Source organism: Chromobacterium sp. FG89, from assembly GCF_057808735.1.
Genome location: NZ_JBMDIQ010000005.1, coordinates 242,747 through 265,810, shown reverse-complemented (window position 1 = coordinate 265,810; position 23,064 = coordinate 242,747). Strand labels below are relative to the sequence as shown.

25 protein-coding genes are annotated in these 23,064 nt (G+C 62.5%); 11 read left to right on the top strand and 14 right to left on the bottom strand.

Features of this window, described 5'->3' with window-relative positions; translation table 11 throughout:
- The first annotated feature begins 85 nt into the window (after positions 1 to 85).
- The 4 genes from ACODRW_RS07495 to ACODRW_RS07480 all read left to right on the top strand — a co-directional run bounded on the left by ACODRW_RS07495 (position 86) and on the right by ACODRW_RS07480 (position 2,875).
- A complete protein-coding gene (locus tag ACODRW_RS07495) occupies positions 86 to 1,309 on the top strand; it encodes a hypothetical protein (protein WP_146176777.1) in 1,224 nt (407 codons plus the stop codon).
- 11 nt (positions 1,310 to 1,320) lie between these two features.
- Positions 1,321 to 1,620, top strand: a complete 300-nt coding sequence (locus ACODRW_RS07490; protein WP_107801555.1) for a hypothetical protein — start codon at positions 1,321 to 1,323, stop codon at positions 1,618 to 1,620.
- Positions 1,621 to 1,822: 202 nt separating this feature from the next.
- Entirely contained in the window at positions 1,823 to 2,566 is a 744-nt protein-coding gene (locus ACODRW_RS07485) for a hypothetical protein (protein ID WP_235085802.1), read from the top strand.
- Positions 2,567 to 2,581: 15 nt separating this feature from the next.
- Positions 2,582 to 2,875, top strand: coding sequence for a tail fiber assembly protein (locus ACODRW_RS07480; RefSeq protein ID WP_227105664.1), 294 nt, complete (start codon positions 2,582 to 2,584; stop codon positions 2,873 to 2,875).
- A 60-nt stretch (positions 2,876 to 2,935) separates the two neighbouring features.
- On the opposite strand, the gene ACODRW_RS07475 is transcribed toward ACODRW_RS07480, so the two are convergent.
- Genes ACODRW_RS07475 through ACODRW_RS07465 form a run of 3 tightly spaced genes read right to left on the bottom strand, consistent with a single transcriptional unit; the run spans position 2,936 to position 8,685 of the window.
- Positions 2,936 to 4,336 (bottom strand): efflux transporter outer membrane subunit, encoded by a 1,401-nt coding sequence (locus tag ACODRW_RS07475; protein WP_488905445.1) that lies wholly within the window; start codon positions 4,334 to 4,336, stop codon positions 2,936 to 2,938.
- The gene (locus ACODRW_RS07470) at positions 4,329 to 7,475 is read right to left on the bottom strand and encodes an efflux RND transporter permease subunit (RefSeq protein ID WP_488905444.1); all 3,147 of its coding nucleotides are present in this window, start codon (positions 7,473 to 7,475) and stop codon (positions 4,329 to 4,331) included. Before ACODRW_RS07470 ends, ACODRW_RS07475 begins: the two co-directional genes overlap by 8 nt.
- A 19-nt stretch (positions 7,476 to 7,494) precedes the next feature.
- A complete protein-coding gene (locus ACODRW_RS07465; RefSeq protein WP_227105658.1) occupies positions 7,495 to 8,685 on the bottom strand; it encodes an efflux RND transporter periplasmic adaptor subunit in 1,191 nt (396 codons plus the stop codon).
- Between the two features lie 197 nt (positions 8,686 to 8,882).
- On the opposite strand from ACODRW_RS07465, the gene ACODRW_RS07460 reads away from it, so the two are divergent.
- From ACODRW_RS07460 to murA, 5 genes are all read left to right on the top strand, one after another.
- On the top strand, positions 8,883 to 9,548 hold the full coding sequence (locus ACODRW_RS07460; RefSeq protein ID WP_107801062.1) for a TetR family transcriptional regulator: 666 nt from the start codon (positions 8,883 to 8,885) through the stop codon (positions 9,546 to 9,548).
- 69 nt (positions 9,549 to 9,617) lie between these two features.
- Positions 9,618 to 10,523, top strand: a complete 906-nt coding sequence (locus ACODRW_RS07455; RefSeq protein WP_107801061.1) for an ABC transporter ATP-binding protein — start codon at positions 9,618 to 9,620, stop codon at positions 10,521 to 10,523.
- Complete coding sequence (locus ACODRW_RS07450) at positions 10,520 to 11,275, top strand: ABC transporter permease (RefSeq protein WP_107801060.1); 756 nt, start codon at positions 10,520 to 10,522, stop codon at positions 11,273 to 11,275. The genes ACODRW_RS07455 and ACODRW_RS07450 overlap by 4 nt, the downstream gene beginning before the upstream one ends.
- Before the next feature lie 20 nt (positions 11,276 to 11,295).
- The gene (locus ACODRW_RS07445; protein ID WP_048407933.1) at positions 11,296 to 11,544 is read left to right on the top strand and encodes a BolA family protein; all 249 of its coding nucleotides are present in this window, start codon (positions 11,296 to 11,298) and stop codon (positions 11,542 to 11,544) included.
- A 6-nt stretch (positions 11,545 to 11,550) separates the two neighbouring features.
- Complete coding sequence (murA, locus tag ACODRW_RS07440) at positions 11,551 to 12,804, top strand: UDP-N-acetylglucosamine 1-carboxyvinyltransferase (protein WP_107801059.1); 1,254 nt, start codon at positions 11,551 to 11,553, stop codon at positions 12,802 to 12,804.
- 214 nt (positions 12,805 to 13,018) lie between these two features.
- On the opposite strand, the gene ACODRW_RS07435 is transcribed toward murA, so the two are convergent.
- From ACODRW_RS07435 to dapC, 9 genes are all read right to left on the bottom strand, one after another.
- Positions 13,019 to 13,354 (bottom strand): zinc ribbon domain-containing protein YjdM, encoded by a 336-nt coding sequence (locus ACODRW_RS07435; protein ID WP_107801058.1) that lies wholly within the window; start codon positions 13,352 to 13,354, stop codon positions 13,019 to 13,021.
- Between the two features lie 65 nt (positions 13,355 to 13,419).
- A complete protein-coding gene (locus ACODRW_RS07430; protein WP_107801057.1) occupies positions 13,420 to 14,202 on the bottom strand; it encodes an MlaA family lipoprotein in 783 nt (260 codons plus the stop codon).
- Between the two features lie 16 nt (positions 14,203 to 14,218).
- Positions 14,219 to 14,512, bottom strand: a complete 294-nt coding sequence (locus tag ACODRW_RS07425; protein ID WP_107801056.1) for an STAS domain-containing protein — start codon at positions 14,510 to 14,512, stop codon at positions 14,219 to 14,221.
- Positions 14,512 to 15,138: an MlaC/ttg2D family ABC transporter substrate-binding protein gene (locus tag ACODRW_RS07420; protein WP_107801055.1), complete on the bottom strand. Its 627-nt coding sequence runs from the start codon at positions 15,136 to 15,138 to the stop codon at positions 14,512 to 14,514. Before ACODRW_RS07420 ends, ACODRW_RS07425 begins: the two co-directional genes overlap by 1 nt.
- An 89-nt stretch (positions 15,139 to 15,227) precedes the next feature.
- Positions 15,228 to 15,701 (bottom strand): outer membrane lipid asymmetry maintenance protein MlaD, encoded by a 474-nt coding sequence (mlaD, locus tag ACODRW_RS07415; protein ID WP_107801054.1) that lies wholly within the window; start codon positions 15,699 to 15,701, stop codon positions 15,228 to 15,230.
- Between the two features lie 11 nt (positions 15,702 to 15,712).
- Complete coding sequence (gene mlaE / locus ACODRW_RS07410) at positions 15,713 to 16,498, bottom strand: lipid asymmetry maintenance ABC transporter permease subunit MlaE (protein WP_107801053.1); 786 nt, start codon at positions 16,496 to 16,498, stop codon at positions 15,713 to 15,715.
- Positions 16,491 to 17,309, bottom strand: a complete 819-nt coding sequence (locus tag ACODRW_RS07405) for an ABC transporter ATP-binding protein (protein WP_253313870.1) — start codon at positions 17,307 to 17,309, stop codon at positions 16,491 to 16,493. The genes mlaE and ACODRW_RS07405 overlap by 8 nt, the downstream gene beginning before the upstream one ends.
- Positions 17,310 to 17,689: 380 nt before the next feature.
- Positions 17,690 to 18,511, bottom strand: coding sequence for a 2,3,4,5-tetrahydropyridine-2,6-dicarboxylate N-succinyltransferase (gene dapD / locus ACODRW_RS07400; protein ID WP_488905448.1), 822 nt, complete (start codon positions 18,509 to 18,511; stop codon positions 17,690 to 17,692).
- A gap of 84 nt (positions 18,512 to 18,595) precedes the next feature.
- Positions 18,596 to 19,798: a succinyldiaminopimelate transaminase gene (gene dapC, locus ACODRW_RS07395; protein WP_235085811.1), complete on the bottom strand. Its 1,203-nt coding sequence runs from the start codon at positions 19,796 to 19,798 to the stop codon at positions 18,596 to 18,598.
- Positions 19,799 to 19,856: 58 nt separating this feature from the next.
- Here dapC and ACODRW_RS07390 point away from each other — a divergent pair, with 58 nt between their 5' ends.
- Together ACODRW_RS07390 and ACODRW_RS07385 are read left to right on the top strand one after the other, a co-directional pair.
- The gene (locus ACODRW_RS07390) at positions 19,857 to 20,771 is read left to right on the top strand and encodes a DMT family transporter (protein WP_486636107.1); all 915 of its coding nucleotides are present in this window, start codon (positions 19,857 to 19,859) and stop codon (positions 20,769 to 20,771) included.
- Positions 20,768 to 21,343 (top strand): GNAT family N-acetyltransferase, encoded by a 576-nt coding sequence (locus ACODRW_RS07385; RefSeq protein WP_488905443.1) that lies wholly within the window; start codon positions 20,768 to 20,770, stop codon positions 21,341 to 21,343. The genes ACODRW_RS07390 and ACODRW_RS07385 overlap by 4 nt, the downstream gene beginning before the upstream one ends.
- Before the next feature lie 165 nt (positions 21,344 to 21,508).
- Here ACODRW_RS07385 and ACODRW_RS07380 read toward each other — a convergent pair whose 3' ends face one another.
- Complete coding sequence (locus tag ACODRW_RS07380) at positions 21,509 to 21,730, bottom strand: SlyX family protein (RefSeq protein ID WP_107802046.1); 222 nt, start codon at positions 21,728 to 21,730, stop codon at positions 21,509 to 21,511.
- Between the two features lie 10 nt (positions 21,731 to 21,740).
- Positions 21,741 to 23,054, bottom strand: coding sequence for a Na+/H+ antiporter family protein (locus tag ACODRW_RS07375; RefSeq protein ID WP_488905442.1), 1,314 nt, complete (start codon positions 23,052 to 23,054; stop codon positions 21,741 to 21,743).
- Positions 23,055 to 23,064 lie beyond the last annotated feature (10 nt).

Below are 23,064 nucleotides of genomic sequence, written 5' to 3'. Positions count from 1 at the left end.
CTTGTCATGAAAGAGTGTTGGTAAAGGCGGTTTTGATGTCAGCCGAAATGGCTGTGTGTTGTTGTTTGACTTTAAGGAGAAAGAGATGAGCTTGGAAAGCAATGTTGCAGATCTGGTCAAGTCAGCAAATGCATTGACTGGAGTTGTCAATGGCAAGATCGGCGCTATTGATAAAAGGGTGGATGTTCAAGTCGCTAAAATGGACAGCACGATGGCCAATTGGGGAACCACGGCCAGCCAGATTCTGGAAGTGGGACCGGGCAAGCCCTTCAAGACGATTTATGAGGCGTGGACATCCTTGAGTGGCAAGGTATTGCGACATGATGTGAAAATTAAAGTGAGTGACGGGGTGCACACCAGTACTTCAATTCATTTGAGAGGGCAGCCCTATGCGCATCGGATCAGGATTGAAGGCAATATCAAAAACCCGGAGGCATGTGTGCTTAAGTTTGTGCCGGATAACGCCAAGCTTTCTCATGGGGTGATTTTTAATGGGGTGCGGGGGGTCAATTTTAGTGGGTTTAAAATTGTCGGAGAGAACGATGCCGATAAAAATTTCACTTGGCGTGGCGTGAATTTGCAAAGAGGAGCTTATGTGGTGTCCGACCCTAACTCTATACAAATAGAAGGTGTGCATAATGGTGTTGAATTGATTTATGGCAGTCTTTATTTTTGCCCTGGTTTAAAGGTAACAGATTTTGGCGGTCATGGAATATTGGTGCATGATTTTTCTCGAGCGACTGTTGATGACGTGAAGTTAAAAGGAAGGGGGAAGCAGTTTGTAAGTGTCAGGCCTGATGGTGTCAAAGTCATAACCATTGGAATCAAGGCTGACTATCAATCTTTTGTAACAGCGCATCGTGCTGTGATTAGCCAGTGCAGTGATACGGGGTGCCTTGCCGGCAAGAATAGTGTTGTTTTTGCCTATGGAGTACAAATCCGAGATTGTGCCAATTATGGTATTTACAGCAGTTCCGGTTCTAAAGTGGAGGTTCACCCAAATGATGGGGAGCCTTCTGCAATCAAGGATTGTAAGGTAGGTGTTGGCGCACGGTATCAAGGCGCTGTATTTGGTAGTGATCTGGCTATTCAAAATGTTGAGAAGGGTTTCTATGTTGATCTGGCGGGTCTGGCTAGTGTGGTTGGTAGCTCAGCCAGTCATTGTTCGGTCATCGCTTATGAGGCAACCAACGGAGGATTCATCAATGCGACAGGTAGCTCTGCCAAATCAATAGAAAACAAAGTCAAGTACTCCCCGGCGAGTAGCGGTGTGGCAGGTAATGCCAACGCGACCATCGTTTTTAGTTAAGGAGAAACATCATGGACTATATTGAAAATATTAATGAATTTGATGAAGGAGCGGCCGGCCTGAATTTGGATGGCGGCTGGTTTGATTATACAGAAGGCACCGAGGTGCCGGAGGTGGATGCTGATCATTATCTGCGGGCAGCGGCGGAGGGGAAAATCCTTAGCGCCTATAGCATCCAACAACAGTTGAACATCGTGCGTAGAGGAAAAAAGGAGGAGGTCGAAGCAATGGGTACATTCATCGATGCGGTTCTGGCTTGGAGAGGTGGTGCCAACCCAGACTTCGACGAGCTTGAGAAAATTCAACCCTGATTGGAAGGGATGAATAAGAAGCCACTTGGGGAGGTGGCTTCCTTTGCTTTTTTAAAATGTTTTAAGATACAGCGCATTTTGCCAGTGCCAGAATGCTTCCTTGTCAGTCTCGAGTTCGTTCATACCTTTCTTGCTGTGGACGAAAAGCATGGTCGGACTCTGGGTTCCGGCCGAACTCTGTGATGAACTATTGGAGAGCATGATGAGCTTGGAAAGCAATATCGCGGAACTGGTACAGGCGTCGAACGCGCTGACCGGCACGGTAAACGGCAAGATTGCCGATATCGATCGACGCGTGGATGTCAAGATTCAGCAAATGGAGGATTGGCGCAAGGAGAATACGCCGGAACGCCGCATCGTCATCGATTTTACTATCGGTGGCAGCAAGGACTTCTTCTATCCGGTGTGGTGGCGTTTCCAGTCCGCGGGAGATGTCGGAGTCCATCAGGTATCCATTGTTCGTCATTATGCGTGGAATGGCGCCGAGACGGAGCGGCCGTTGAATGCCAGCAGTGTGCATCAGGCGGGCTTGTTGCTGGAAATGGAGGGCAGTGACGTGGCTTGGGGCGGGGACGCCAAGTTTCTCGAAATCAAGCGCTTCAGCGAAACCTATAATCCAACGGTGTCGCATGTCGCCCATGCGATGTATTGCAAGCAAAATCGGATAGATGTGAATAAGCCGGCGTACAACAGCCTTCCGGAGGGAACGTTGGCTGAGTGCAATATGGTGTTGAGTGGAGCTTATCTGCGTGGCGGCGGTTTGAATTATCGAGTCATTTCTAATTTGCCCTTGAATTTTGGTTTTCATGATGGGAAAGGGGAGGAGAGGGAGTTGGCGCGTTATGAGCATGTCAACACCCGCTGGGTGGCCAGCCCTATTGCATTGGCCAGCCGCGTTGCGCCGCCGCAAACCCTGAACGCCTTTGTCGACGCGCCGACCGCTTAACTCCAGGAGATTCCGATGCTGATGATTGCCAAACTGCCTAACGGCATGATCAATGTGCCCGCCGACCAACTGGCCGAACTAGACGTCGACGCGGCCACTGCGAGCCAGCTGATTCGCGCAGCCAAGTTGGAGCTGCTGCGTATTGAGCGTGACCGCCTGCTAGCCGCGTCCGACAAAACCCAGTTGCCGGACGCGCCGTACAGCGCCGAGCAGCGAACCGCCTGGCAGGCCTACCGCAAGCAACTGCGGGATATGCCCGAGTCCGTGCCGGACCTTGACCATGTAGTGTGGCCGGCTCTCCCGGCCTGATGCCGCGGTTAGCCAATAAAAAACCCCGCCAAGGCGGGGTTTGTCTTTGCACGTAGCGGATCAGGACTTGGCCGGGGCTTCCCAGCCGCCGCCCAGCGCCTTGTACAGGCCCACCACGGCATTCAGTTGGTCCAGCTTGGCGCTCACCAGGCCCAGCTCCGCCTGGAAGCTGTTGCGTTGCGCATCCAGCACGTCCAGATAGCTGGCGTAGCCGTTGTCGTAACGCAGATTGGCCAGGCGCAGCGATTTGTTCAAGGCCTGGAACTGCGTGGTCTGCGCCGCCTGGATCTCCCGCGCCGCGCCGTAGCCGGACAGCGCGTCCAGCGCGTCCTTGAACGCGCTTTGCACCGTCTTCTGATACTGCGCCAGCGCCTGCTTCTGCCGCGCGCTGGCCGCGTCCACCGCGTAGCCGGTCTGGCCGAAGTTGAACACCGGCGCCGCCAGATTGCCGACAAAGCTCCAGGTCCGCGTCGGGCCGGTGAACAGGGTGTCCAGTGACAGGCTTTGCGAACCCAGCGCCCCGCTCAGGCTGATGCTGGGGAAGTAGGCCGCGCGCGCCACGCCGATGCGGGCGTTGGCCGCAATCAGCTGCTGCTCGCTGGCGGCGATGTCCGGCCGACGCTCCAGCAGGCTGGAGGACAGCCCGGCCGGCACTTCCGGCGGGGCGGACAGCGCGTCCAGGCTTTGGCCGCGCTGGATGCCGCCGGCCACCAGCTGCTTGGGCGAGTGGCCGAGCAGCACGCCCAGCGCGCTTTCGGTCTGCTCCAGCGCGCTGGCGATCTGCGGCACCTTGGCGCGGGCGGAGGCCGCCTCGGCCTCGGCCTGCTGCTGGTCCAGCTCCGAGATCAAGCCGCCCTTGAAGCGCTTGGTCTGCAGCTTCAGCGATTCCTCGCGGCTTTGCAGCGTGCGCTTGGCGATGTCCAGCTGGGCGTCGTAGGCGCGCAGCTGGAAATAGGTCTGCGCGGTTTGCGCGGCGATCGCCAGCTTCGAGCTGTCGCGGGCGAAACGGCTGGCGGCGAAGTCGGCGCGGGCCGCTTCATTGCCGCGGCGCAGCTTGCCCCACAGGTCCAGTTCCCAAGACGCGGTGAGGTTGGCGTTGCGCACGTCGCTGACCAGCGGCGCGCCCGGCGTGCTTGTCGTGCTGGAAGCGCGGCCGCGCTGATAACCGGCGTTGGCGTTCAGCGCCGGCAGCAGCTGGGCGCGGGCGATGCCGGCCTGGGCCGCGGCTTCGTCGACGCGGGCGGAGGCGGCGGCCAGGTCCTGGTTGTGTTCCAGGGCTTGGACGATCAACTGATCCAGCACCGGATCGTTGAACTGCTTCCACCAGTCCAGGGCGATGGCCGGGTTCTGGGCCTGGGCGCTGTCCGGCAGCTCCAGTTTGGGGCGGCTGTAGTCGGGGCCGACCGCGCAAGCGGTCAGCGCCAGTGCCACCAATGAGGGAATCAGGGCGCGTTTAAGCATCGGCCTTGTCTCCTGCCTCGGCTGCGGGCTGAGGCTGTTTCGGTTTGCTGAACTTCATGATGAGCATGAAGAACATCGGGATGAAGAAGGTGGCGATGAAGGTGGCGGCCAACATGCCGCCCACCACGCCGGTGCCGATCGAGTGGCGGCTGGCGGAGCCGGCGCCGCTGGAGATGGCCAAGGGCATGCAACCCAGCACGAAGGCCAGCGAAGTCATCACGATGGGGCGGAAGCGCAGTTTGGCGGCCTCGATGGCGGCTTCGACCACGCTTAGGCCTTCTTCTTCCATTTGTTGGACGGCGAACTCCACGATCAGGATCGCGTTCTTGGCCGATAGGCCGATCAGCGTCACCAAGGCCACCTGGAAGTAGACGTCGTTGGCGAGGCCGCGCATCCAGTTGGCCATCAGCGCGCCGAACATGGCGAAAGGCACCGCCATCAGCACGCTGATCGGCAGGCTCCAGCGTTCGTACTGCGCCGCCAGGATCAGGAACACCATGATCATGCCGAATCCGAACACCACGGCGGAAGAACCGCTGGTGGATTTTTCCTGGAAGGCGGAACCGGTCCACGCCAGGGTGTAGCCGTCGGGCAAGGTGTCCTTGGCCACGGCTTCCAGCACGTTCAACGCCTCGCCGGAGCTGAAGCCGGGCGCGGGACCGCCCACCAGCTTGGCCGCCGGGAAGATGTTGAAACGCTCCAGGCTTTCCGGACCGGTGGTGTGCTTGATGGTCACCAGCGCCGTCAGCGGGATCATATTGCCGTCCTGCGAACGCACATAGATGTTGCGCAGGTCTTCAACCCGGGTGCGGAAATCCGCCTCCGATTGCAGCTGCACGCGGAAGGTGCGGCCGAACTTGTTGAAGTCGTTGACGTACAGCGCGCCGAAGGTGCTCTGCATGGTGTCGAACACGGTGTTGACCGGCACGCCCAGGGACTTGGCCTTGGCCCGATCCAGCTTGACGTAGATCTGCGGCACGCTGGCGGAGAAGGTGGTTTGCACCCCTTTCAGTTCCGGGCGTTTGGCGGCCGCGGCTACCAGTTTCTTGGTGACTTCGCCCAGTTCCACGGAGCTGGCGCCGCCGCGGCTTTGCACATAGGCCTCGAAACCGCCGGTGTTGGACATGCCGGAGATCGGCGGCGGGTTGAAGGCCAGCACGATGCCGTCGGTGATGCCCATCATGCCCTTGGCGAAGGTGTCGCCCACCACGGCCTGAGACGACAGGTTGGGCGTTTTGCGCTCATCCCACGGTTTCAGGGTGATGAAGGACACGCCGGCGTTGGTCTTGTTGCCGCCGGTCAGGATGTCGAAGCCGGCGAAGCTCATCACGTCCTGGACCGCCGGGTTCTTGCTGGTCATCGCGTCCAGTTTGGTCATGGTGGCCGAGGTACGCTGCATCGACGCGCCGTCCGGCAGGAAGGCGGCGGCGATGATGTAGCCCTGGTCCTCGTCCGGGGCCAGGCTGGACGGGATGATGCGGAACAGGCCAACGCAGATGGCGATCAGGCCGGCGAACAGCAGGATGCCCACCGCGCTGCGCTTGATCAGGAACACCACGCCGCGGGAATAACCCTGGGTCAGGCGATCGAACCAGTTGTTGAACCAGACGAAGAAGCGGGCCGGATGCTGATGGCCTTCCTTCAACAGCAGCGCGCACAGCGCCGGGGTCAGGGTCAGGGCCACCAGGCCGGAAATCGACACCGACACCGCGATGGTGATGGCGAACTGCTTGTACATCTGGCCGGCGATGCCGCCGAGGAAGGCCACCGGGATGAACACCGAGCACAGCACCAGCACGATGGCCACCAGCGCGCCGGACACTTCATCCATCGCCTTGAAGCTGGCTTGCAGCGGCGACAGCTTTTCCTGGGTCATCAGGCGTTCGACGTTTTCCAGCACCACGATGGCGTCGTCCACCACGATGCCGATGGCCAGCACCAGGCCGAACAGCGTCAGGGTGTTGATGGTGAAGCCGAAGGCGTACATGCCGGCGAAGGTGCCGATGATGGAGACGGGCACCGCCAGGCAGGGAATCAGGGTTGCGCGCCAGTTCTGCAGGAACAGGAACACCACCAGGAATACCAGCACCATGGCTTCGGCCAGCGTGGAGTACACCTCTTTGATCGACACTTCCACGAACTTGGTGGTGTCGTAAGGGATGGCGTAGCTCAGGCCTTTGGGGAAGCTCACCGCCAGTTTCTGCATCGTCTGTTCCACGGCTTGCGCGGTGGCCAGCTGGTTGGCGCCGGGCGCCAGGAAGATGCCGATCGGGATGGTGGGCCGGCCGTTGTGCGTGCCGGTGAAGTCATAGGACAAGGCGCCCAGTTCCACGCGCGCCACGTCTTTCAGCCGCACGGCGGAGCCGTCCGGGTTGGAGCGCACGATGATGTTCTCGAACTCTTCCGGTTCGGACAGGCGGCCCTGGGTGGTCACGGTGTAGGTGAAGTCCTGCTTGCCTTTGACCGGCTCCGCGCCCACCTTGCCGGCGGCGAACTGAGCGTTCTGCTCGCGGATGGCGGCGGCCACGTCGCTGGGCGTCAGCTTGAGCTGGGCCAGGCGATCGGGCTTCAGCCAGACGCGCATCGAGTAGTCCTGGCCGGCGAAGTTGATCACGTCGCCCACGCCCGGCACCCGCTTGAGCTCGTCCACCACGTTCAACAGCGCGTAGTTGCTGATGAACAGGGTGTCGTAGGTCTTGTCCGGCGAGAACAGCGAAATCACCTGCAGGAAGGCCGAGGATTTCTTGGTCACGTTGACGCCCTGCCGACGCACTTCTTCCGGCAGCTGCGACAACACCGACTGCACGCGGTTGTTGACGTTGATGGTGGCCTGGTCGGCGTCGGTGCCGATCTTGAAGGTCACGCTCAACGACAGCTTGCCGCTGGAGGAGCTGGTGGACTGCACATAGAGCATGTCGTCCACGCCGTTGATCGCCTGTTCCAGCGGCGAAGCGACGGTGTTGGCGATCACCTCGGCGGAGGCTCCCGGGTAGCTCGCGCTCACCGAGATCATCGGCGGCACGATTTCCGGGTACTGCTCAATGGGCAATGCCTTGAGGGCGGCCAAGCCGGCCAGCGTGATCACGATGGAGATCACGCTGGCGAAGATGGGCCGCCTGATGAAAAAGGCGGAAAACATGGATGGTTACCCCTTTGCCTTATTGTTTGGGCGCGGCGGCGGGCGCGCTGGCGTCGGCCTTGAACGGATGCGGCTTCACATCGGCGCCCGGGCGCAGCTTGATGATGTTGTCCACCACCACTTTGTCGCCGGCTTTCAGGCCGCTTTCCACCAATACGTTCAGACCCACGTCCTGGGACACGGTGATGGGACGCGGCTGCACCTTGTTGTCGGCGCCGACGACCCAGACCATCTTGCCCTGCTGCGAGGTCAGCACCGCGCGCTGCGGCACGGCGATGGCGTTGCTGCGTTGGGCGCCTTGCAGGATCACGCGCACGAACTGGCCGGGCAGAATGCTGCCGTCCGGGTTGGCGAAGGTGGCCCGCGAACGGATGGTGCCGGTGCTGGCGTCCACCAGGCTGTCGGTGAAGTTCAGCCGGCCGCTCTTGCCGTAGGTGGAGCCGTCGGTCAGCTTCAGCTGCACGTTGAAGTGGCCGTTGGAGGCCAGCTTCAATTGGCCGGAGTCCTGCATCTTGCGCAGATTCATCATGTCGCTGTCGGACATGCTGAAATTGACGTAGACCGGGTCCAGCTGGGATACCTTGGTCAGCAGGCTGCCGTCGGCGCTGGTGGACACCAGGCTGCCTTCGGAACGGGTTTCCTGGCTGGTCATGCCGGAAATCGGCGCGGTGACGCGGGCGTAGCCAAGATTGATCTTGGCCTGCTGCACCTGGGCCTGGGCGGCGGCGACGGAAGCCTTGGCGGCTTCATAAGCGCTGACCGCGTCGTCGCGGTCTTTCTGGCTGACCGCGTTCTCTTTGAACAGCGGGCTGATGCGGTCGAAGTCCTGCTTGGTGCGCACCAGCTGAGCCTGTTGCACTTGCAGATTGCCCTGGGCCTGGTCCAGCGTCGCCTTCAACGGCTCCGGATCGATCTGGAACAACAAGTCGCCCTGTTTGACCGGCTTGCCTTCGGTATAGGCGCGCTTGAGCAGAATGCCGCCCACACGGGCGCGTACTTCCACTTCTCGCGAGCCTGCCGCCTGGCCGACGAATTCGAAGGAGACCGGCACATCGCTAGGGGTGATTTCAATCACGCCTACCGGCACCGGCGGCATGGCGCCGGCGTGCTGGTCGTTTTTTTGACCGCAGGCCATCAGGCTGGCGGCCAGAGCGGTGAGCAACAGCCAGTGCCCGCCTTTCTGGGCGAAGGTGTTTCCTTGCATCTTCATGGGATGTCCTCAGGAATGTGGGGGTATGAGTGTTATAAGTAAAAGGTACTGCAATTTTTCTTTGATAGTGGGAATTGATCGATCTTGAGTCGCGACATTTTACATACATGCGTGTACGTATGTAAAATGCTTCCAGCGACGCATTGTGTTATGGTGCGGGCTTCCGACAGACCCCTTTGATCAGCGATACGTTCAACATGGCACGCAAAACCCGGGAAGAAGCCGAACAAACGCGGCATCTGCTGCTGGATACGGCGGAGCAGCTTTTTAGCGAGAAGGGTGTCTCTAAAACGACACTGGCAGACATCGCCAGCGCGGCGGGATTGACGCGCGGCGCGGTGTATTGGCATTTCCAGAACAAGCTGGACTTGTACCGGGCGATGCTGGACAGGATGGGCGGGCAGTTTGATGACATCTGCGAGCAATTGTTGAGAACGGCACACTCGAGTCCGGCTCTGGCCTTGTGGAACCATAGCCACCGGCTGCTGACCATGATTGGGGAGAACCAACAGGTTCGTCGTATATTACTCATTCTGTTTATGCGTAGCGAGCATGTCGGCGAACTGGCTCCCATTCACGACGAGTGTGTTGCGCATATGCAAGAAACCCGCGAGCAATTGACCCTGGTGGTGCAGATGGCGGTGGATGCCGGCCAGACCTTGCCCTATGTGACACCGGAGACGGTGGCCGAGGTGTTGCAGTCCATGCATCACGGCCTGATCAACCGCTGGCTGGCGGACGGCAGCCAGACCAATCTGGGCGAGAATGCCACGCAACTGTTGCAATATGTCTACCGTGGAATATTCCTGCCGGAAGTGATGGAAGAACTCTCCCCCTCAAGCGTAGCCCAGCGCTATAATTGACCTTTTTTGTCAAAACATTAGCGCCGTCGGCGGCTTCAGCCGCGCGGCGTTGTCGGTGTTACCTCTCTCATGCCCCAGGCTATTGAAATTCAGGCGGTGAGCAAGCGCTATGGCCAGCTGCAGGCGCTGGACCAGGTCGGCTTTACCGTCGCACCGGGCGAATTCTTCGCCCTGCTCGGCCCCAACGGGGCCGGCAAGACCACGCTGATTTCCGCGATGGCAGGTTTGTCGCGGCCGGACAGCGGCAGCATCCGCATCATGGGCCACGACGTGGTCGGCGATTTCCGCGCCGCGCGCAAGGCGCTGGGCGTGGTGCCGCAGGAACTGGTGTTCGATCCCTTTCTGTCGGTGCGCGAAACGCTGCGCTTCCAGTCCGGCTACTTCGGCCTGGGCCGCAACGACGACTGGATCGACGAGTTGCTGTTCAAGCTGGGTTTGGCGGACAAGGCGCACAGCAATATGCGCGCCCTGTCCGGCGGCATGAAGCGCCGGGTGATGGTGGCCCAGGCGCTGGTGCACCGCCCGCCGGTCATCGTGTTGGACGAGCCCACCGCCGGCGTGGACGTGGAGCTGCGCCAGAGCCTGTGGGTGTTCGTGCAGGAACTGAACCGCGCCGGCCACACCATTGTGCTGACCACTCATTATCTGGAGGAGGCCGAGGCCTTGTGCTCGCGCATCGCCATGCTGAAGAAGGGCCGGCTGGTGGCGCTGGAGAACAAGGACAAGCTGCTGGCGCACAGCGCGCGCCGCGAAGTGGCCTTGCTGCTGTCCGGCGATTTGCCGGCGGCCTTGCTGCCTTTGAAGCTGCGCGACGAGGACCGCCGCGTGGTGTTGCAGCTGGAGCACCTGGGCCAGTTGGAAGCAGTGCTGACCGCGCTGCGCGAAGCGGCGGTGGAAGTGCGTGAACTGAACGTGGTGGAGACGGATCTGGAAAGCGTGTTCGTCAAGATGATGAATGGAGGGCCGCAGCCATGACCGGCTTCATGACCCTGTTCAAGAAAGAGCTGGTGCGCTTCTGGAAGGTGGCGTTCCAGACCGTGGCCGCGCCGGTGTTGACCGCGTTGATGTATCAACTGATCTTCGCCCATGTGTTGTCGCGCCATGTCGAGGCCTATCCGGGCATCAGCTACACCGCCTTCCTGATTCCGGGCCTGGCGATGATGTCGATGGCGCAGAACGCCTTCGCCAACAGCTCCAGCAGCCTGATCCAGTCCAAGATCACCGGCAACATCGTGTTCCTGCTGCTGCCGCCGCTGACCGCGCTGGAATTCTTCGGCGCCTATCTGCTGGCCTCCGTCGTGCGCGGCCTGGCCGTCGGCGCCGGGGTCTTGCTGATCACCGGCTGGTTCGGCCTGCCGCTGCCGGCTCAGCCGCTGTGGGCGTTGACCTTTGCCGTGCTGGGCTGCGGCGTGCTGGGCGCGCTGGGCATCCTGGCCGGCATCTGGGCGGAAAAGTTCGATCAACTGGCCGCCTTCCAGAACTTTCTGATCATGCCGCTGACTTTCCTGTCAGGCGTGTTCTATTCGATCAACAGCCTGCCGCCGTTCTGGTACGCCGCGTCTCATCTCAACCCGGTGTTCTACATGATAGACGGCTTCCGCTACGGCTTCTTCGGCCAGGCCGACGTCAGCCCCTGGCTGTCGGCCGGGGTGGTGGGCGGCAGCTTCGCCGTCTTGTCGGGCCTGACGCTCTGGCTGATCAAATCTGGCTATAAACTGCGCCATTGAGCGCATCCACGGGATTTCTCATGATTACTCCGCAACAAGTCAAACAGTACATCGAGGCCGGCCTGGCCTGTACCCATCTGGAAGTGGAAGGCGACGGCCACCACTTCTACGCCACCATCGTGTCGGCGGCTTTCGAGGGCAAGCGCCTGATCGACCGCCACCGCCTGGTCAAGGAGGTGATCGCCACCCGCTTGGCCAGCAATGAAATTCACGCTCTGTCCATCGTCAAGGCCGCTACGCCGGACGAATGGCAAAAACTGCAAGGCTGATCCGTCATGGATAAATTGAAAATCATCGGCAACGGTCCGATCAACGGCGAGATCCGCGTTTCCGGCGCCAAGAACGCCGCCCTGCCCATTCTGTGCGCCAGTCTGTTGACCGGCGACACCATGCGCTTCACCAATGTGCCGATGTTGCGCGACATCGCCACCACCCAGAAGCTGCTGCAAGGCATGGGGGTGCGGGTGATGACGGACAATGTGCACGAGATGGAAATCACCGCCGGCCATCTGGACAGCCTGGTGGCGCCGTACGATCTGGTGAAGACCATGCGCGCGTCCATCCTGGTGCTGGGCCCGACGCTGGCGCGCTTCGGCGAGGCCACGGTGTCCCTGCCGGGCGGCTGCGCCATCGGCAGCCGGCCGGTGGATCAGCACATCAAGGGCCTGGTGGCGATGGGCGCCGAGGTCAGCATCGAGCACGGCTACGTCAAGGCCAAGGCCCGCCGCCTGCGCGGCGCGCGCATCATCATGGACATGGTGACCGTGGGCGGCACCGAGAACCTGTTGATGGCGGCGACGCTGGCCGAGGGCACCACCGTACTGGAAAACGCCGCGCGCGAACCGGAAGTGACCGATCTGGCCAACTGTCTGGTGGCCATGGGCGCCAAGATCAGCGGCATCGGCACGGACCGGCTGGTGATCGAGGGCGTGGAGCGTCTGCACGGCGCGGATTACGCGGTGATGCCGGACCGCATCGAGGCGGGCACCTTCCTGGTGGCCGGCGCGATGACGCGCGGCCACATTGTGCTGCGCAACGCCGCGCCCAAGAGCATGGAAGCGGTGCTGGACAAGCTGGCCGAAACCGGCGCGGTGGTGGAGTGCGGCGACGACTGGATCTCGCTGGACATGAAGCGCCGTCCGCAGGCGGTGAACTTCCGCACCTTGCCTTACCCGGCTTTCCCCACCGACATGCAGGCCCAGCTGATGACGCTGAACTGCGTGGCCGAGGGCGCCGGCGTGGTGACTGAAACCATTTTCGAAAACCGCTTCATGCACGTGCCCGAGCTGAACCGCATGGGCGCCAATATCGAAGTGGAAGGCAACACCGCCATCATCAAGGGCGTGGAGAAGCTGTCCGGCGCCACGGTGATGGCCACCGATCTGCGCGCGTCGGCCAGCCTGGTGATCGCCGGCCTGGTGGCCGAGGGCGAGACCATCGTCGATCGCATCTACCACCTGGACCGCGGCTACGAGCATATCGAGAAGAAGCTGGGCGCGGTAGGCGCGCTGATCGAACGGATCAGCTAAGAGTCTGTTTACGATCTGCTGCGCGTCGGCGATACGGCGTTGAAACCGTCTTCGAAATGCTCATGTACCGAATGTACATTCCGCTTTCTCAGCCGCTTTCGCCTTGTCTCGCTCTAGCTCGCGAGATCGTAAACAGGCTCTAAGCGATAAGCTTGCTTTTGCAATGAAAAACGCCACGGCTCAGGCCGTGGCGTTTTGTTTTGGTGCGCGGGATTTACGCTTTCTTGACGAATTCGGACTTCAGGCTCATCGCGCCGATGCCGTCGATCTTGCAATCGATGTCGTGGTCGCCGTCGACCAGGCGGATGTTCTTCACCTTGGTGCCCACTTTCACCACCAGGGAGGAGCCTTTGACTTTCAGATCCTTGATCACGGTGACGCTGTCGCCGTCCTGCAGCACATTGCCGTTGGCGTCCTTGATCACGCGGGCCTCTTCGGACGGCGCGGCCTGCTCGTTCCATTCGTGCGCGCACTCCGGGCAGACATACATCGCGCCATCCTGATAGGTGTATTCGGATTTGCATTGCGGACAGGCTGGCAGATTGCTCATGGCGTTTCCTGTTGATAAGTAAAAAGGAAGGCCGCCGGCCAGTGGCCGGCGGCGGAGAGGTGGGTTTACTGCGCGGCGGAGGCCGCTGTCTTGTCGCCGGGCGCCGTCGCGGCGGGCGAGTCGACCAGTTCGTCCAGGCTGAAGGTGTCCGCCGGCTGGGTGGGGTTGGGCAGGCCCAGCTGCTGCGCGCGCAACTGCATATAGGCGTCGCGGGTGTAGCTGTACGGATCCAGCGCCGCGGTGCTGAGCATGGCTTCCACGCCCAGGTAGCGGGCGCGGGTGTTCACGCCGTACAGGCCGTAGAAGCCCACCGCCTGCCAGGTGGTGTCGTAGAACATTTTTTCCGGGCCCGGGCCGGCCAGCGAGGCGGTCAGGCCGGCGCCGTCGCGCACGGTGGAGGGGCCGAAGAAGGGCAGCACCAGATAGTTGCTGTCGTGCCAGCCCCAGGCGGCGAAGGTGTCGCCCAGCGTGGTCTTGTTGTTCTTCAGGCCGGCCTGGCTGGCGATGTCGATCAGGCCGAACAGGCCGAAGCCGGTGTTCATCGCCACTCGCATCACGTCGTTCAGCGCTTTTTCCGGTTCGGCGCGCAAGGCGTTGGACAGCGCGCTGTAGACGTCTTTGAGATTGTCGAAGAAATTGCTGACGCCGGTGCGCACCGGCGACGGCGTGACGGCCTTGTAGCCCTCGGCCACCGGCTTGATCACGTAGCGGTCGGCGGTGTCGTTGACCTGGTACATGGCGCGGTTATAGGGCTCGAAGCGGTCGTAAGGCACCGTCGGGTTGCTGGCGCAGCCGGCCAGCAGCAGCGAGAGCGCCAAGCCGGTCAGCGCGGGTTTCAGGGACGACATAAATCCTCTCCGCATATCAATCCGCCGCCGGGGCGGACAGCAGCTCCGCCAGCGAGTAAAGGTCCAGCAAGGCGCTGAGCCCGCTCGGCCAGTTTTCCAGCGACAGGGCGTGGCCGGCGGCGTCGGCGGCGCGGCGCGCGCCGAGCAGCAGGGCCAGCGCGGCCGAGTCGGCGCCGGTCACGCCGGACAGATCCAGGCGCAAGGGCGCTTCGCCGGCGAGCTTGGCCAGCGGCGCGGCGAAGGGGCCGCAGCTATCCATGTTCAGTTGGCCGCTGAGCCGGGCCTGGCCGGGGGCGGTGCGTTCCAGCATCAGGCGTTGCCCTTGGCGGGCGCGGCGGCGGCCGGCGCCGCGTTCTTGTTCTGCAGCAGCTTGATCAGGCCGTCCACGCCGCTTTTACGCACTTCTTCGTTGAAGGAGTTGCGATAGACGGTGACCAGGCTGGCGCCTTCCACGCTAACGTTATAGATCTTCCAGCCTTGCGCGCCCTTGTTCAGCGAATAATCCACCGCCACCGGGTTGGCGTTGCCCGGCAGGGTCACCGTGGTTTTCACGGTGGCGTCGCGGTCGCCGTTGCTCATCAGCGGGTTGGGCTTGACGTCGACCTGGGCGGTCTTGAAGCGGGTCATGGTTGCGGAATAGGTGCGCACCAGCAGGGTCTGGAATTGCTGGGTCAGTTGCGCGCGCTGTTCGGCGCTGGCCTGACGCCAGCCCAGGCCCACGGCCAGCGCGGTCATGCGCGGGAAGTCGAACATCGGCACCGCCACCGCTTCCGCCTGCAGGCGGATTTGCTTGGTGTTCTTGCCGTTGTCCTGTTTCAGCACTTCCAGCACCTGGCGGGAAGCGTCCTTGATCACGTCGGTGGGGGTGTCGCCGGCGGCTTGGGCCGCGGCGGACAGGCCGAACAGCAGACAGCAGAATGCGAGCAGTTTTTTCATCTTTTTTCCAATCGATTGCGAATGAGCCGGCGGCGCGGGCAGCGCGCCGGCCGGCAGTGTGTTGCGGGGTGCCCCGTCTTTGTGCCGCGCTATTTGTCAGCGCTCTTGTTGCTATCGGTAAAGCCCGTTATGAACTTGCCGATCAATTGTTCCAGCACCATGGCCGAGGAGGTGATGGTGATGGTGCCGCCCGGGGCCAGATTGGTTTCCGAGCCGCCTTGCAGCATGCCGATATATTGTTCGCCCAGCAGGCCGGCGGTCAGGATGGACGCGCTGGCGTCGTCGCTGATCTGATAGGTCTTGTCAATATTCAGAGTCACGCGGGCGCGATAAGTTTTCGGGTTGAGCCGGATGTCGGCCACGCGTCCGATCACCACGCCGGCTTCCTTGACCGGCGCTTTGACCTTCAGTCCGCCGACGTTGTCGAAGTCGGCGTAGAGCACATAGGTCTGGTTGGCGCTTTGCGGGACCAGATTGGCCACTTTCAGCGACAGAAAGGTGACGGCGGCAATGCCCAGCGCCACGAAAATGCCTACCCACAAGTCAATAGTAGAGCGTTTCATTCGGGTTTTTCCTAGAACATGAAGGCGGTCAGGATGAAATCCAGCGCCAGGATGACCAATGCGGAGGTGACCACGGTCCGGGTGGTGGCGGCGGACACGCCGCTGGCCGTCGGAGTGGCGTCATAGCCTTCGAACACGGCGATCAGGGTGACGGCGACGCCGAAGCACAGGCTCTTGATCAGTCCGTTGACCACATCGAAATGCAGATCGACGTTGGCCTGCATCTGCGACCAGAAGGTGCCGACGTCCAGGCCTATCATCACCACGCCCACCAGGTAGCCGCCGAAGATGCCGACCACGTTGAACAGCGCGGCCAGGATGGGCATGGAGATCACGCCGGCCCAGAAGCGCGGCGCCACGACGCGGGCGATCGGATCGACCGCCATCACGCTCATCGCGTCCAGTTGCTCCGTGGTTTTCATCAGGCCGATTTCGGCCGTCATCGCACTGCCGGCGCGGCTGGCGAACAAGAGCGCGGCCAGCACCGGGCCCAATTCGCGCAGCAGGGCCAGCGCCACCACCGCGCCCAGCGCGTCGGAGGAGCCGAATTTGGCGAGGGTGCTGTAGCCCTGCAGGCCCAGCACCATGCCGACGAAGAGGCCGGACACCAGGATGATGATCAAGGACATCACGCCGGCGAAGTAGACCTCGCGTATGGTCAGCTGCGGCCGCAGCAGGCTTTGGCCGCTGCCCCGCAGGATGGCCACCAGAAAGCGGCAGGCGAAGCCCAGCCGCCAGACGGCGTTGATGGCGAGATGGCCTAGTCTGCGCAAGGGCGCGGCGATCAGGTCAAGCATGGCGGCCTCCGTTGAGTCCCAGGTCGTCGGCGAGCGAGCGCTCCGCCGGATAGGCGTAACGCACCGGGCCGTCGGCCTCGCCCCAGATGAATTGGTGCACCCATGGCGAATCCGAATTGCGCACCTGGTCCGGCGTGCCCTGGGCGACGATTTCGCCGCCTGCGACGAAGAGCACGTGGTCCACGATCTCCAGCGATTTGTGCACGTCGTGGGTGACCATCACCGCGGTGGTGCCCAGCGCGTGGTTGAGCTTCTTGATCAGGTGGGCGATCACGCCCAGCGAGATCGGGTCCAGGCCGGTGAAGGGTTCGTCGTACAGCATCAGCTGCGGGTCCAGCGCGATGGCGCGCGCCAACGCCACCCGACGCGCCATGCCGCCGGACAGTTCGGCCGGCATCAGCTGCTGGGTGCCGCGCAGACCAACCGCTTCCAGCTTCATGGTCACCAGGTCGCGGATCATGCTGTCCGGCAGCTTGGTGTGCTCGCGAATGGGAAAGGCGACGTTGTCGAACACCGACAGATCGGTGAACAGCGCGCCGAACTGGAACAACATGCCCATGCGGCGGCGGTGTTGATAAAGTTCGGCGGCGCTCATTTTGGCGACGCTCTTGCCGTCCACCAGCACCTCGCCGCTTTGCGGCCGGTTCTGGCCCGAGATCAGCCGCAGCAGCGTGGTCTTGCCGCTGCCGCTGCCGCCCATGACGGCCACCAGCTTGCCGCGCGGAATCGCGAGGTTGAGGTTTTTCAGAATGGGCCGTTCGCCATAGGCGAAGCTGACGTTTCTGAACTCGATGAAATTGTCAGAAGACACAAGTTTTCCAGATAGCATGCGTGAAGCCGCGGACGGCTTCGGTTGAAACGGCGGACCCGGAGCGGTGCGATGGCGGGCCGTTCAGGCAAAGCGGCTCTTGAAGCCCGTCGCCCAAGCTTTGGCGTTGCGCTGCGCCTTGGCTGGCGGCGCTTCGCGGCCTGGGCTGAGTGGTGCTTGGAGAGCGGCCGCTTTTTTGCCGATTCTTTTCGAACTGGAGATTTTATAGACTTGTCGTGGACTAGCCAAATTTCAACAGCATTCGCGATGCAAATATGCTGCATTGCAATGCGGCCGGAGACGCCGAGAGGCGACGACGGAGGGGAGAAAAGGCGAACGGCGGGCGAGCCGACCGTCCGCCCGAGCCGGCGGACGGCGGGGCCTTACACGCCGCGCAGCAGCTCGTTGATGCTGGTCTTGCTGCGAGTCTGAGCGTCCACTTTCTTGACGATCACCGCGCAGTAAAGGCTGTGGCTGCCGTCCTTGCTGGGCAGGTTGCCGGACACCACCACCGAGCCCGGCGGCACGCGGCCGTAGCTGACTTCGCCGGTTTCGCGGTCGTAGATCTTGGTGGATTGGCCGATGTAGACGCCCATGGAGATCACCGAGCCTTCGCCTACGATCACGCCTTCGACGATTTCCGAACGCGCGCCGATGAAGCAGTTGTCTTCGATGATGGTGGGGTTGGCCTGCAGCGGTTCCAGCACGCCGCCGATGCCGACGCCGCCGGACAGGTGAACGTTCTTGCCGATCTGGGCGCAGGAGCCGACGGTGGCCCAGGTGTCCACCATCGCGCCTTCGTCGACGTAGGCGCCGATATTGACGTAGGACGGCATCAGCACGGTGTTCTTGGCGATGAAGCTGCCCTTGCGCGCCACCGCGCCCGGCACCACGCGGAAACCGGCTTCCTGGAAGCGGGCCGGCTTCCAGTCGGCGAACTTGGTGTCGACCTTGTCGAAGTAGCGGTTGACGCCGTCGTCGGAGATTTCATTGTCGCGGATGCGGAAAGACAGCAGCACCGCCTTCTTCACCCACTGGTTCACCACCCAGTCGGCGCCCTGTTTTTCCGCCACGCGCAGGCGGCCGGCGTCCAGCTCGGCGATCACCTGGCCGATGGCGGCCTTCAGTTCGGCGGAGACGGTGGCGGGCGTGATCTCGGCGCGCTTCTCAAACGCTTCTTCGATCAGGGTCTGGATCGGATGCATGGTGTTCAGTCCTTTGGCAATGTGGATGGAAGTCGTCATTCAATTCGCTTTCAAGCGGCCGCGCCGGAGGCGGGCCGCGTGGATTCAGGGGGTCTGGCGCTGCCGGCGCTCGGCGAAGGCGACGATGCGCTCGACGCCGGCCACGCATTCCTCCAGCGTGGCCACCAGCGCGACGCGGACATAGCCGGCGCCGGGATTGACGCCGTGGGCCTCGCGCGCCAGGTAGCTGCCGGGCAGCACGGTGACGTGTTCTTCGGCGAACAGCGCCTTGGCGAAGTCTACATCATTCCCGTCCGGCACCTTGGCCCACAGGTAGAAACCGGCGTCCGGGCGGCGCACTTCCAGCCCCATCGCCAGCCGCGGGGTGACCGCGTCGAACTTGGCGATGTATTGCGCCCGGTTGGACTCGACGTGATCCTCGTCGTTCCAGGCCGCCACGCTGGCCGCCTGTATCGTCAGGCTCATCGCGCTGCCGTGGTAGGTGCGGTAGAGCAGGAATTTCGCCAGGAGCGCCGCGTCGCCGGCGACGAAGCCCGAGCGCATGCCCGGCACATTGGAGCGCTTGGACAGGCTGGTGAACATCAGCAGCCGCTCAAAGCCGCGTCCCAGCTTGCTCGCCGCCTCCAGCCCGCCCAGCGGCGGCCGGCCGAAGTGGATTTCGGAATAGCACTCGTCGCTGGCGATGACGAAGCCGTAGCGGTCGGACAGCTGAAACAGGGTTTCCCAATCGGCCAGCGACATCACCGCGCCGGTGGGGTTGCCGGGGCTGCACACGATCACCAGCTGGGTGCGTGCCCACACCGATTCCGGCACCTGGCTCCAGTCCGGCTGGAAGCGCTGTTCGGCCAGGCAGTTGACATAGTGGGGCTCGGCGCCGGCCAACAGTGCCGCGCCTTCGTAAATCTGGTAAAAAGGATTCGGGGATATCACTACCGGCGCCGGCTCCGCGCTTGCGTCGATCACCGTCTGCACAAAAGCAAACAAGGCTTCACGGCTGCCGTTGACCGGCAGTATCTCGCTTTGCGCATCCAGGTTCAGATCATAACGCCGCCGCATCCAGGCGGCGCAGGCCTGGCGCAGCGCTTCGCTGCCCAGCGTGGCCGGGTATTGCGACAAGCCGCCCAGATTGGCTATCAGCGCCTGTTCCACCAGCGCCGGCGTCGGGTGCTTGGGTTCGCCTATCGACAGGTTGATGTGCGCCTTGTCCGCGGGCGGCGTCGCGCCGGCGAGCAGGGCGCGCAGGCGTTGAAACGGATAGGGCTGCAATTGGGCCAGGCGAGGGTTCACGGGTATCTCCAGGAAAGCGGGCGCAAGCAAACGAACAGCGAACATCTTAAGAACAGCAATGACACCTGTAAAACAAAAGTTTCTGGCCACCACCGGCATTCTGACCACCGCGCTGGTGTGGGGGCTGATGTGGTATCCCTTCCGCAGCCTCAATCAAAGCGGAGTCAGCGTGGCGATGACCTCGCTGGTGGTCTATCTGGTGGCCATCACCCTGGGCGTGATCACCTTTTTCGACGTCTACCGCCGCCAATTCCGGCTGCAGCCGGTGTTGCTGGTGCTGACCGCGGTGTTCGGCTGGTGCAACTACAGCTATACCTGGGCCGTGTCCGAGGGACAAGTGATGCGGGTCTTGCTGCTGTTCTACCTGTCGCCGCTGTGGACGGTGTTTCTGTCGCGGCTGATCCTGAAGGAGCGCCTGACCCGCAGCGGCTGGCTGGTGGTGGCCTTGTCGCTGCTTGGCTGCTTCATTTTCATCTATCGTCCCGGCCTGTTCGCCGGGGAGCTGCCGCTCAGCCATCGCTACGAATGGCTGGCCTTGTCCGGCGGCATGGCCTTCGCGCTGGGCAATGTGATCAGCCGCGGCGCCCAGTCCATTCCGGTGCCGGTCAAATCGGCGTCGATCTGGTTCGGCGTGGCGTCCATCGGCGCGATCAAGCTGGCGCTGGCCGGGCAGTTGGGCGGCATCCTGGAGATACCGCCGCAAAGCTGGCTGGTGCTGGGCATCCTGGGCGTCACCTTGCTGTGCACCAGCGTGATATCGCAGCACGGGGTTTCCATTCTGCCGGCGACGCAGACGATGACGTTGATGCTGATGGAGTTGTTGTTCGCGGCGGCGTCGGCCTATTTGCTGGCCGGCGAGGCGATGACGCCGCGCGAATGGGCGGGCGGCGCCTTGATCGCCAGCGCCAGCCTGTTGTCCGGACGCATGACCAGGAAGCCGGGGACGGCGCAATTGAAACAGGAGGCAGCATGATTACGATCAGACCGATGAACGACGACGATTTCGAGCGTTTCTGGCCGGTGTTCCACGCGGTGGTGGCGGCCAGGGAAACCTACGCCTTCGATCCGGAGATGACGCGGGAGCAGGCGCGCGAGCTGTGGTTGCGGCTGCCTTTGCACACGCTGGTGGCGGAGGAGGGCGGCGTGCTGCTGGGCTCGTATTTTCTCAAGCCCAACGCCGCCGGACCGGGCGGCCATGTCTGCAACTGCGGCTATGTGGTGGCCGAGGCGGCGCGCGGCAAGGGCGTGGCGCGGCTGATGTGCGAGCATTCGCAGCAATTGGCGCGCGACAGCGGCTTCCTGGCGATGCAGTTCAATTCCGTGGTGGCCAGCAATGAGGTGGCGGTGGCCTTGTGGCGCAAGCTGGGCTACGAGCAGGTGGGGCGTTTGCCGCGCGCCTATCGTCACGCGCGGCTGGGTCTGGTGGACTGTCTGGTGATGTACAAATGGTTGGGCGACGCCGCGCCGGACATGCCGGAACCGGCGCCGCTGATCGGCCGCAAGAATATCGAGGCGACGGTGTCGCGTCGCAAGGGCCACCGCTAGCGCCTGTTCCAAGCCTGCTGCGCATCGGCGGGATAATGAGATACAGGGTGTTGAAACCGCTTCGAAATGCTCATGCGCCACGAGTGCATTCCGCTTTCTCAGCGGTTTTCGCCTGGTCTCGCCTTAGCTCGCGAGACGTTGAACCGCTTCTAAGCCGCCGCCGGCTCAATAATGCGGCGGAACCTCGTCGCGCAGGCTGAGGCCGGACGCGGCGTCGTCCGGCTGGGCCTGACGGAATTGCTGGTAGAGCAGACGCATCTGCTGTTGCAGCAACTCCATGTCTTTTTGCTGGCGCGCCACGGTGGCGTTCAGCGCGTCCAATAGTTCGTCCTGGAAGGCGAGCTTCACTTCCATTTCGGCCAGGCGGGCATCGATTTGATCATCCATGCCGGCCATTCTACAACACCATGGCCGCGATCCAGCCGGCCGCCAGCACAGGCAGGTTGTAGTGCAGGAAGGTGGGCAGCACGGTGTCGCGGATATGGTCGTGTTGGCCGTCCACGTTCAGGCCCGAAGTCGGGCCCAGCGTGGAGTCCGAAGCCGGCGAGCCGGCGTCGCCCAGCGCGCCGGCGGTGCCGATGATGGCCACGGTGGCCAGCGGCGAGAAGCCCAGGTGCATGCACAGGGGCACGTAGATGGCGGTGAGAATGGGCACGGTGGAGAAGGACGAGCCTATGCCCAGGGTCACCACCAGGCCCACTAGCAGCATGGCGAAGGCGGCCACGCCCTGATTGCCGGCGAACAGGCCGGCGCTGGCGGTCACCAGCGCGCCCACCTGGCCGGTGGCTTTCAGCACTTCCGCGAAGCCCTGGGCAGTGATCATGGTGAAGCCTATCATCGCCATCATCTTCATGCCTTCGTTGAACAAACCGTCCGCGTCCTTCCATTTCACCACGCCGGTGGCGAGGAAGAGCAGAAAGCCCGCCAGCGCGCCCATGATCATCGAATCGGTATACAGCTGCACCGCGAAGGCCAGCGTGATCGCCAGCAGCGCGGTGGCCAGCGATTTGCGGCTGACCTTGGCGCGGGTGCGCTCGGCGTTTTCTATCTTGCCCAGCGCGTACTGGCGCGGTTTGCGGTAGCTGACCAGCACCGCCCACAGCAGGCCGGCCAGCATGCCCAGCGCCGGTATCGCCATCGCGTGCATCACATTGACGCCGCGCACGTCCATGCCGGATTTGGCGATGTTGCCGAGCAGGATCTGCTTCAGAAAGATATCGCCGAAGCCCACCGGGAACACCATATAGGGCGTGACCAGGCCGAAGGTGATCACGCAGGCGACCAGGCGGCGGTCCAGATGCAGCCGCGCCATCACATAGAGCAGCGGCGGCACCAGCAGCGGGATGAAGGCGATGTGGATGGGAACCAGGTTCTGACTGGCGACGCTGACCAGGGCCAGCAACAGGATCAAGGCCCATTTCAGTTTGCCTTGCGCGCCGCCTCGTTCCAGCCGCTTGATCGCCAGATCCGCCATCGCGTGCGGCAGGCCGGATTTGGCGATGGCCAGTGCGAAGGCGCCCAGCAGGGCGTAGGACAGGGCCACCGCGGCGCCGCCGGTGATGCCGTTGTTGAAGGCTTCCAGCGTGCAGGACAGGGACAGGCCGCCGCTAAGGCCGCCGATCAAGGCGCCGAGCAGCAGGCTGATGACGACGTGGGTGCGCAAGAGCGCCAGCCCGAGCATGACGATGACGGCCAGAAGAACTGCGTTCATTTGTATATAC

Coding starts and splice junctions, on each gene's coding strand:
- ACODRW_RS07420 (WP_107801055.1), bottom strand. CDS start 15,138: ATGAAAAAACTGCTCGCATTCTGCTGTCTGCTGTTCGGCCTGTCCGCC.
- mlaE (WP_107801053.1), bottom strand. CDS start 16,498: ATGCTTGACCTGATCGCCGCGCCCTTGCGCAGACTAGGCCATCTCGCC.
- dapD (WP_488905448.1), bottom strand. CDS start 18,511: ATGCATCCGATCCAGACCCTGATCGAAGAAGCGTTTGAGAAGCGCGCC.
- ACODRW_RS07385 (WP_488905443.1), top strand. CDS start 20,768: ATGATTACGATCAGACCGATGAACGACGACGATTTCGAGCGTTTCTGG.
- mlaD (WP_107801054.1), bottom strand. CDS start 15,701: ATGAAACGCTCTACTATTGACTTGTGGGTAGGCATTTTCGTGGCGCTG.
- ACODRW_RS07375 (WP_488905442.1), bottom strand. CDS start 23,054: ATGAACGCAGTTCTTCTGGCCGTCATCGTCATGCTCGGGCTGGCGCTC.
- ACODRW_RS07455 (WP_107801061.1), top strand. CDS start 9,618: ATGCCCCAGGCTATTGAAATTCAGGCGGTGAGCAAGCGCTATGGCCAG.
- ACODRW_RS07470 (WP_488905444.1), bottom strand. CDS start 7,475: ATGTTTTCCGCCTTTTTCATCAGGCGGCCCATCTTCGCCAGCGTGATC.
- ACODRW_RS07495 (WP_146176777.1), top strand. CDS start 86: ATGAGCTTGGAAAGCAATGTTGCAGATCTGGTCAAGTCAGCAAATGCA.
- ACODRW_RS07430 (WP_107801057.1), bottom strand. CDS start 14,202: ATGTCGTCCCTGAAACCCGCGCTGACCGGCTTGGCGCTCTCGCTGCTG.
- ACODRW_RS07490 (WP_107801555.1), top strand. CDS start 1,321: ATGGACTATATTGAAAATATTAATGAATTTGATGAAGGAGCGGCCGGC.
- ACODRW_RS07445 (WP_048407933.1), top strand. CDS start 11,296: ATGATTACTCCGCAACAAGTCAAACAGTACATCGAGGCCGGCCTGGCC.
- ACODRW_RS07460 (WP_107801062.1), top strand. CDS start 8,883: ATGGCACGCAAAACCCGGGAAGAAGCCGAACAAACGCGGCATCTGCTG.
- ACODRW_RS07390 (WP_486636107.1), top strand. CDS start 19,857: ATGACACCTGTAAAACAAAAGTTTCTGGCCACCACCGGCATTCTGACC.
- ACODRW_RS07475 (WP_488905445.1), bottom strand. CDS start 4,336: ATGCTTAAACGCGCCCTGATTCCCTCATTGGTGGCACTGGCGCTGACC.
- ACODRW_RS07425 (WP_107801056.1), bottom strand. CDS start 14,512: ATGCTGGAACGCACCGCCCCCGGCCAGGCCCGGCTCAGCGGCCAACTG.
- ACODRW_RS07465 (WP_227105658.1), bottom strand. CDS start 8,685: ATGAAGATGCAAGGAAACACCTTCGCCCAGAAAGGCGGGCACTGGCTG.
- ACODRW_RS07435 (WP_107801058.1), bottom strand. CDS start 13,354: ATGAGCAATCTGCCAGCCTGTCCGCAATGCAAATCCGAATACACCTAT.
- murA (WP_107801059.1), top strand. CDS start 11,551: ATGGATAAATTGAAAATCATCGGCAACGGTCCGATCAACGGCGAGATC.
- ACODRW_RS07380 (WP_107802046.1), bottom strand. CDS start 21,730: ATGGATGATCAAATCGATGCCCGCCTGGCCGAAATGGAAGTGAAGCTC.
- ACODRW_RS07450 (WP_107801060.1), top strand. CDS start 10,520: ATGACCGGCTTCATGACCCTGTTCAAGAAAGAGCTGGTGCGCTTCTGG.
- ACODRW_RS07480 (WP_227105664.1), top strand. CDS start 2,582: ATGCTGATGATTGCCAAACTGCCTAACGGCATGATCAATGTGCCCGCC.
- ACODRW_RS07485 (WP_235085802.1), top strand. CDS start 1,823: ATGAGCTTGGAAAGCAATATCGCGGAACTGGTACAGGCGTCGAACGCG.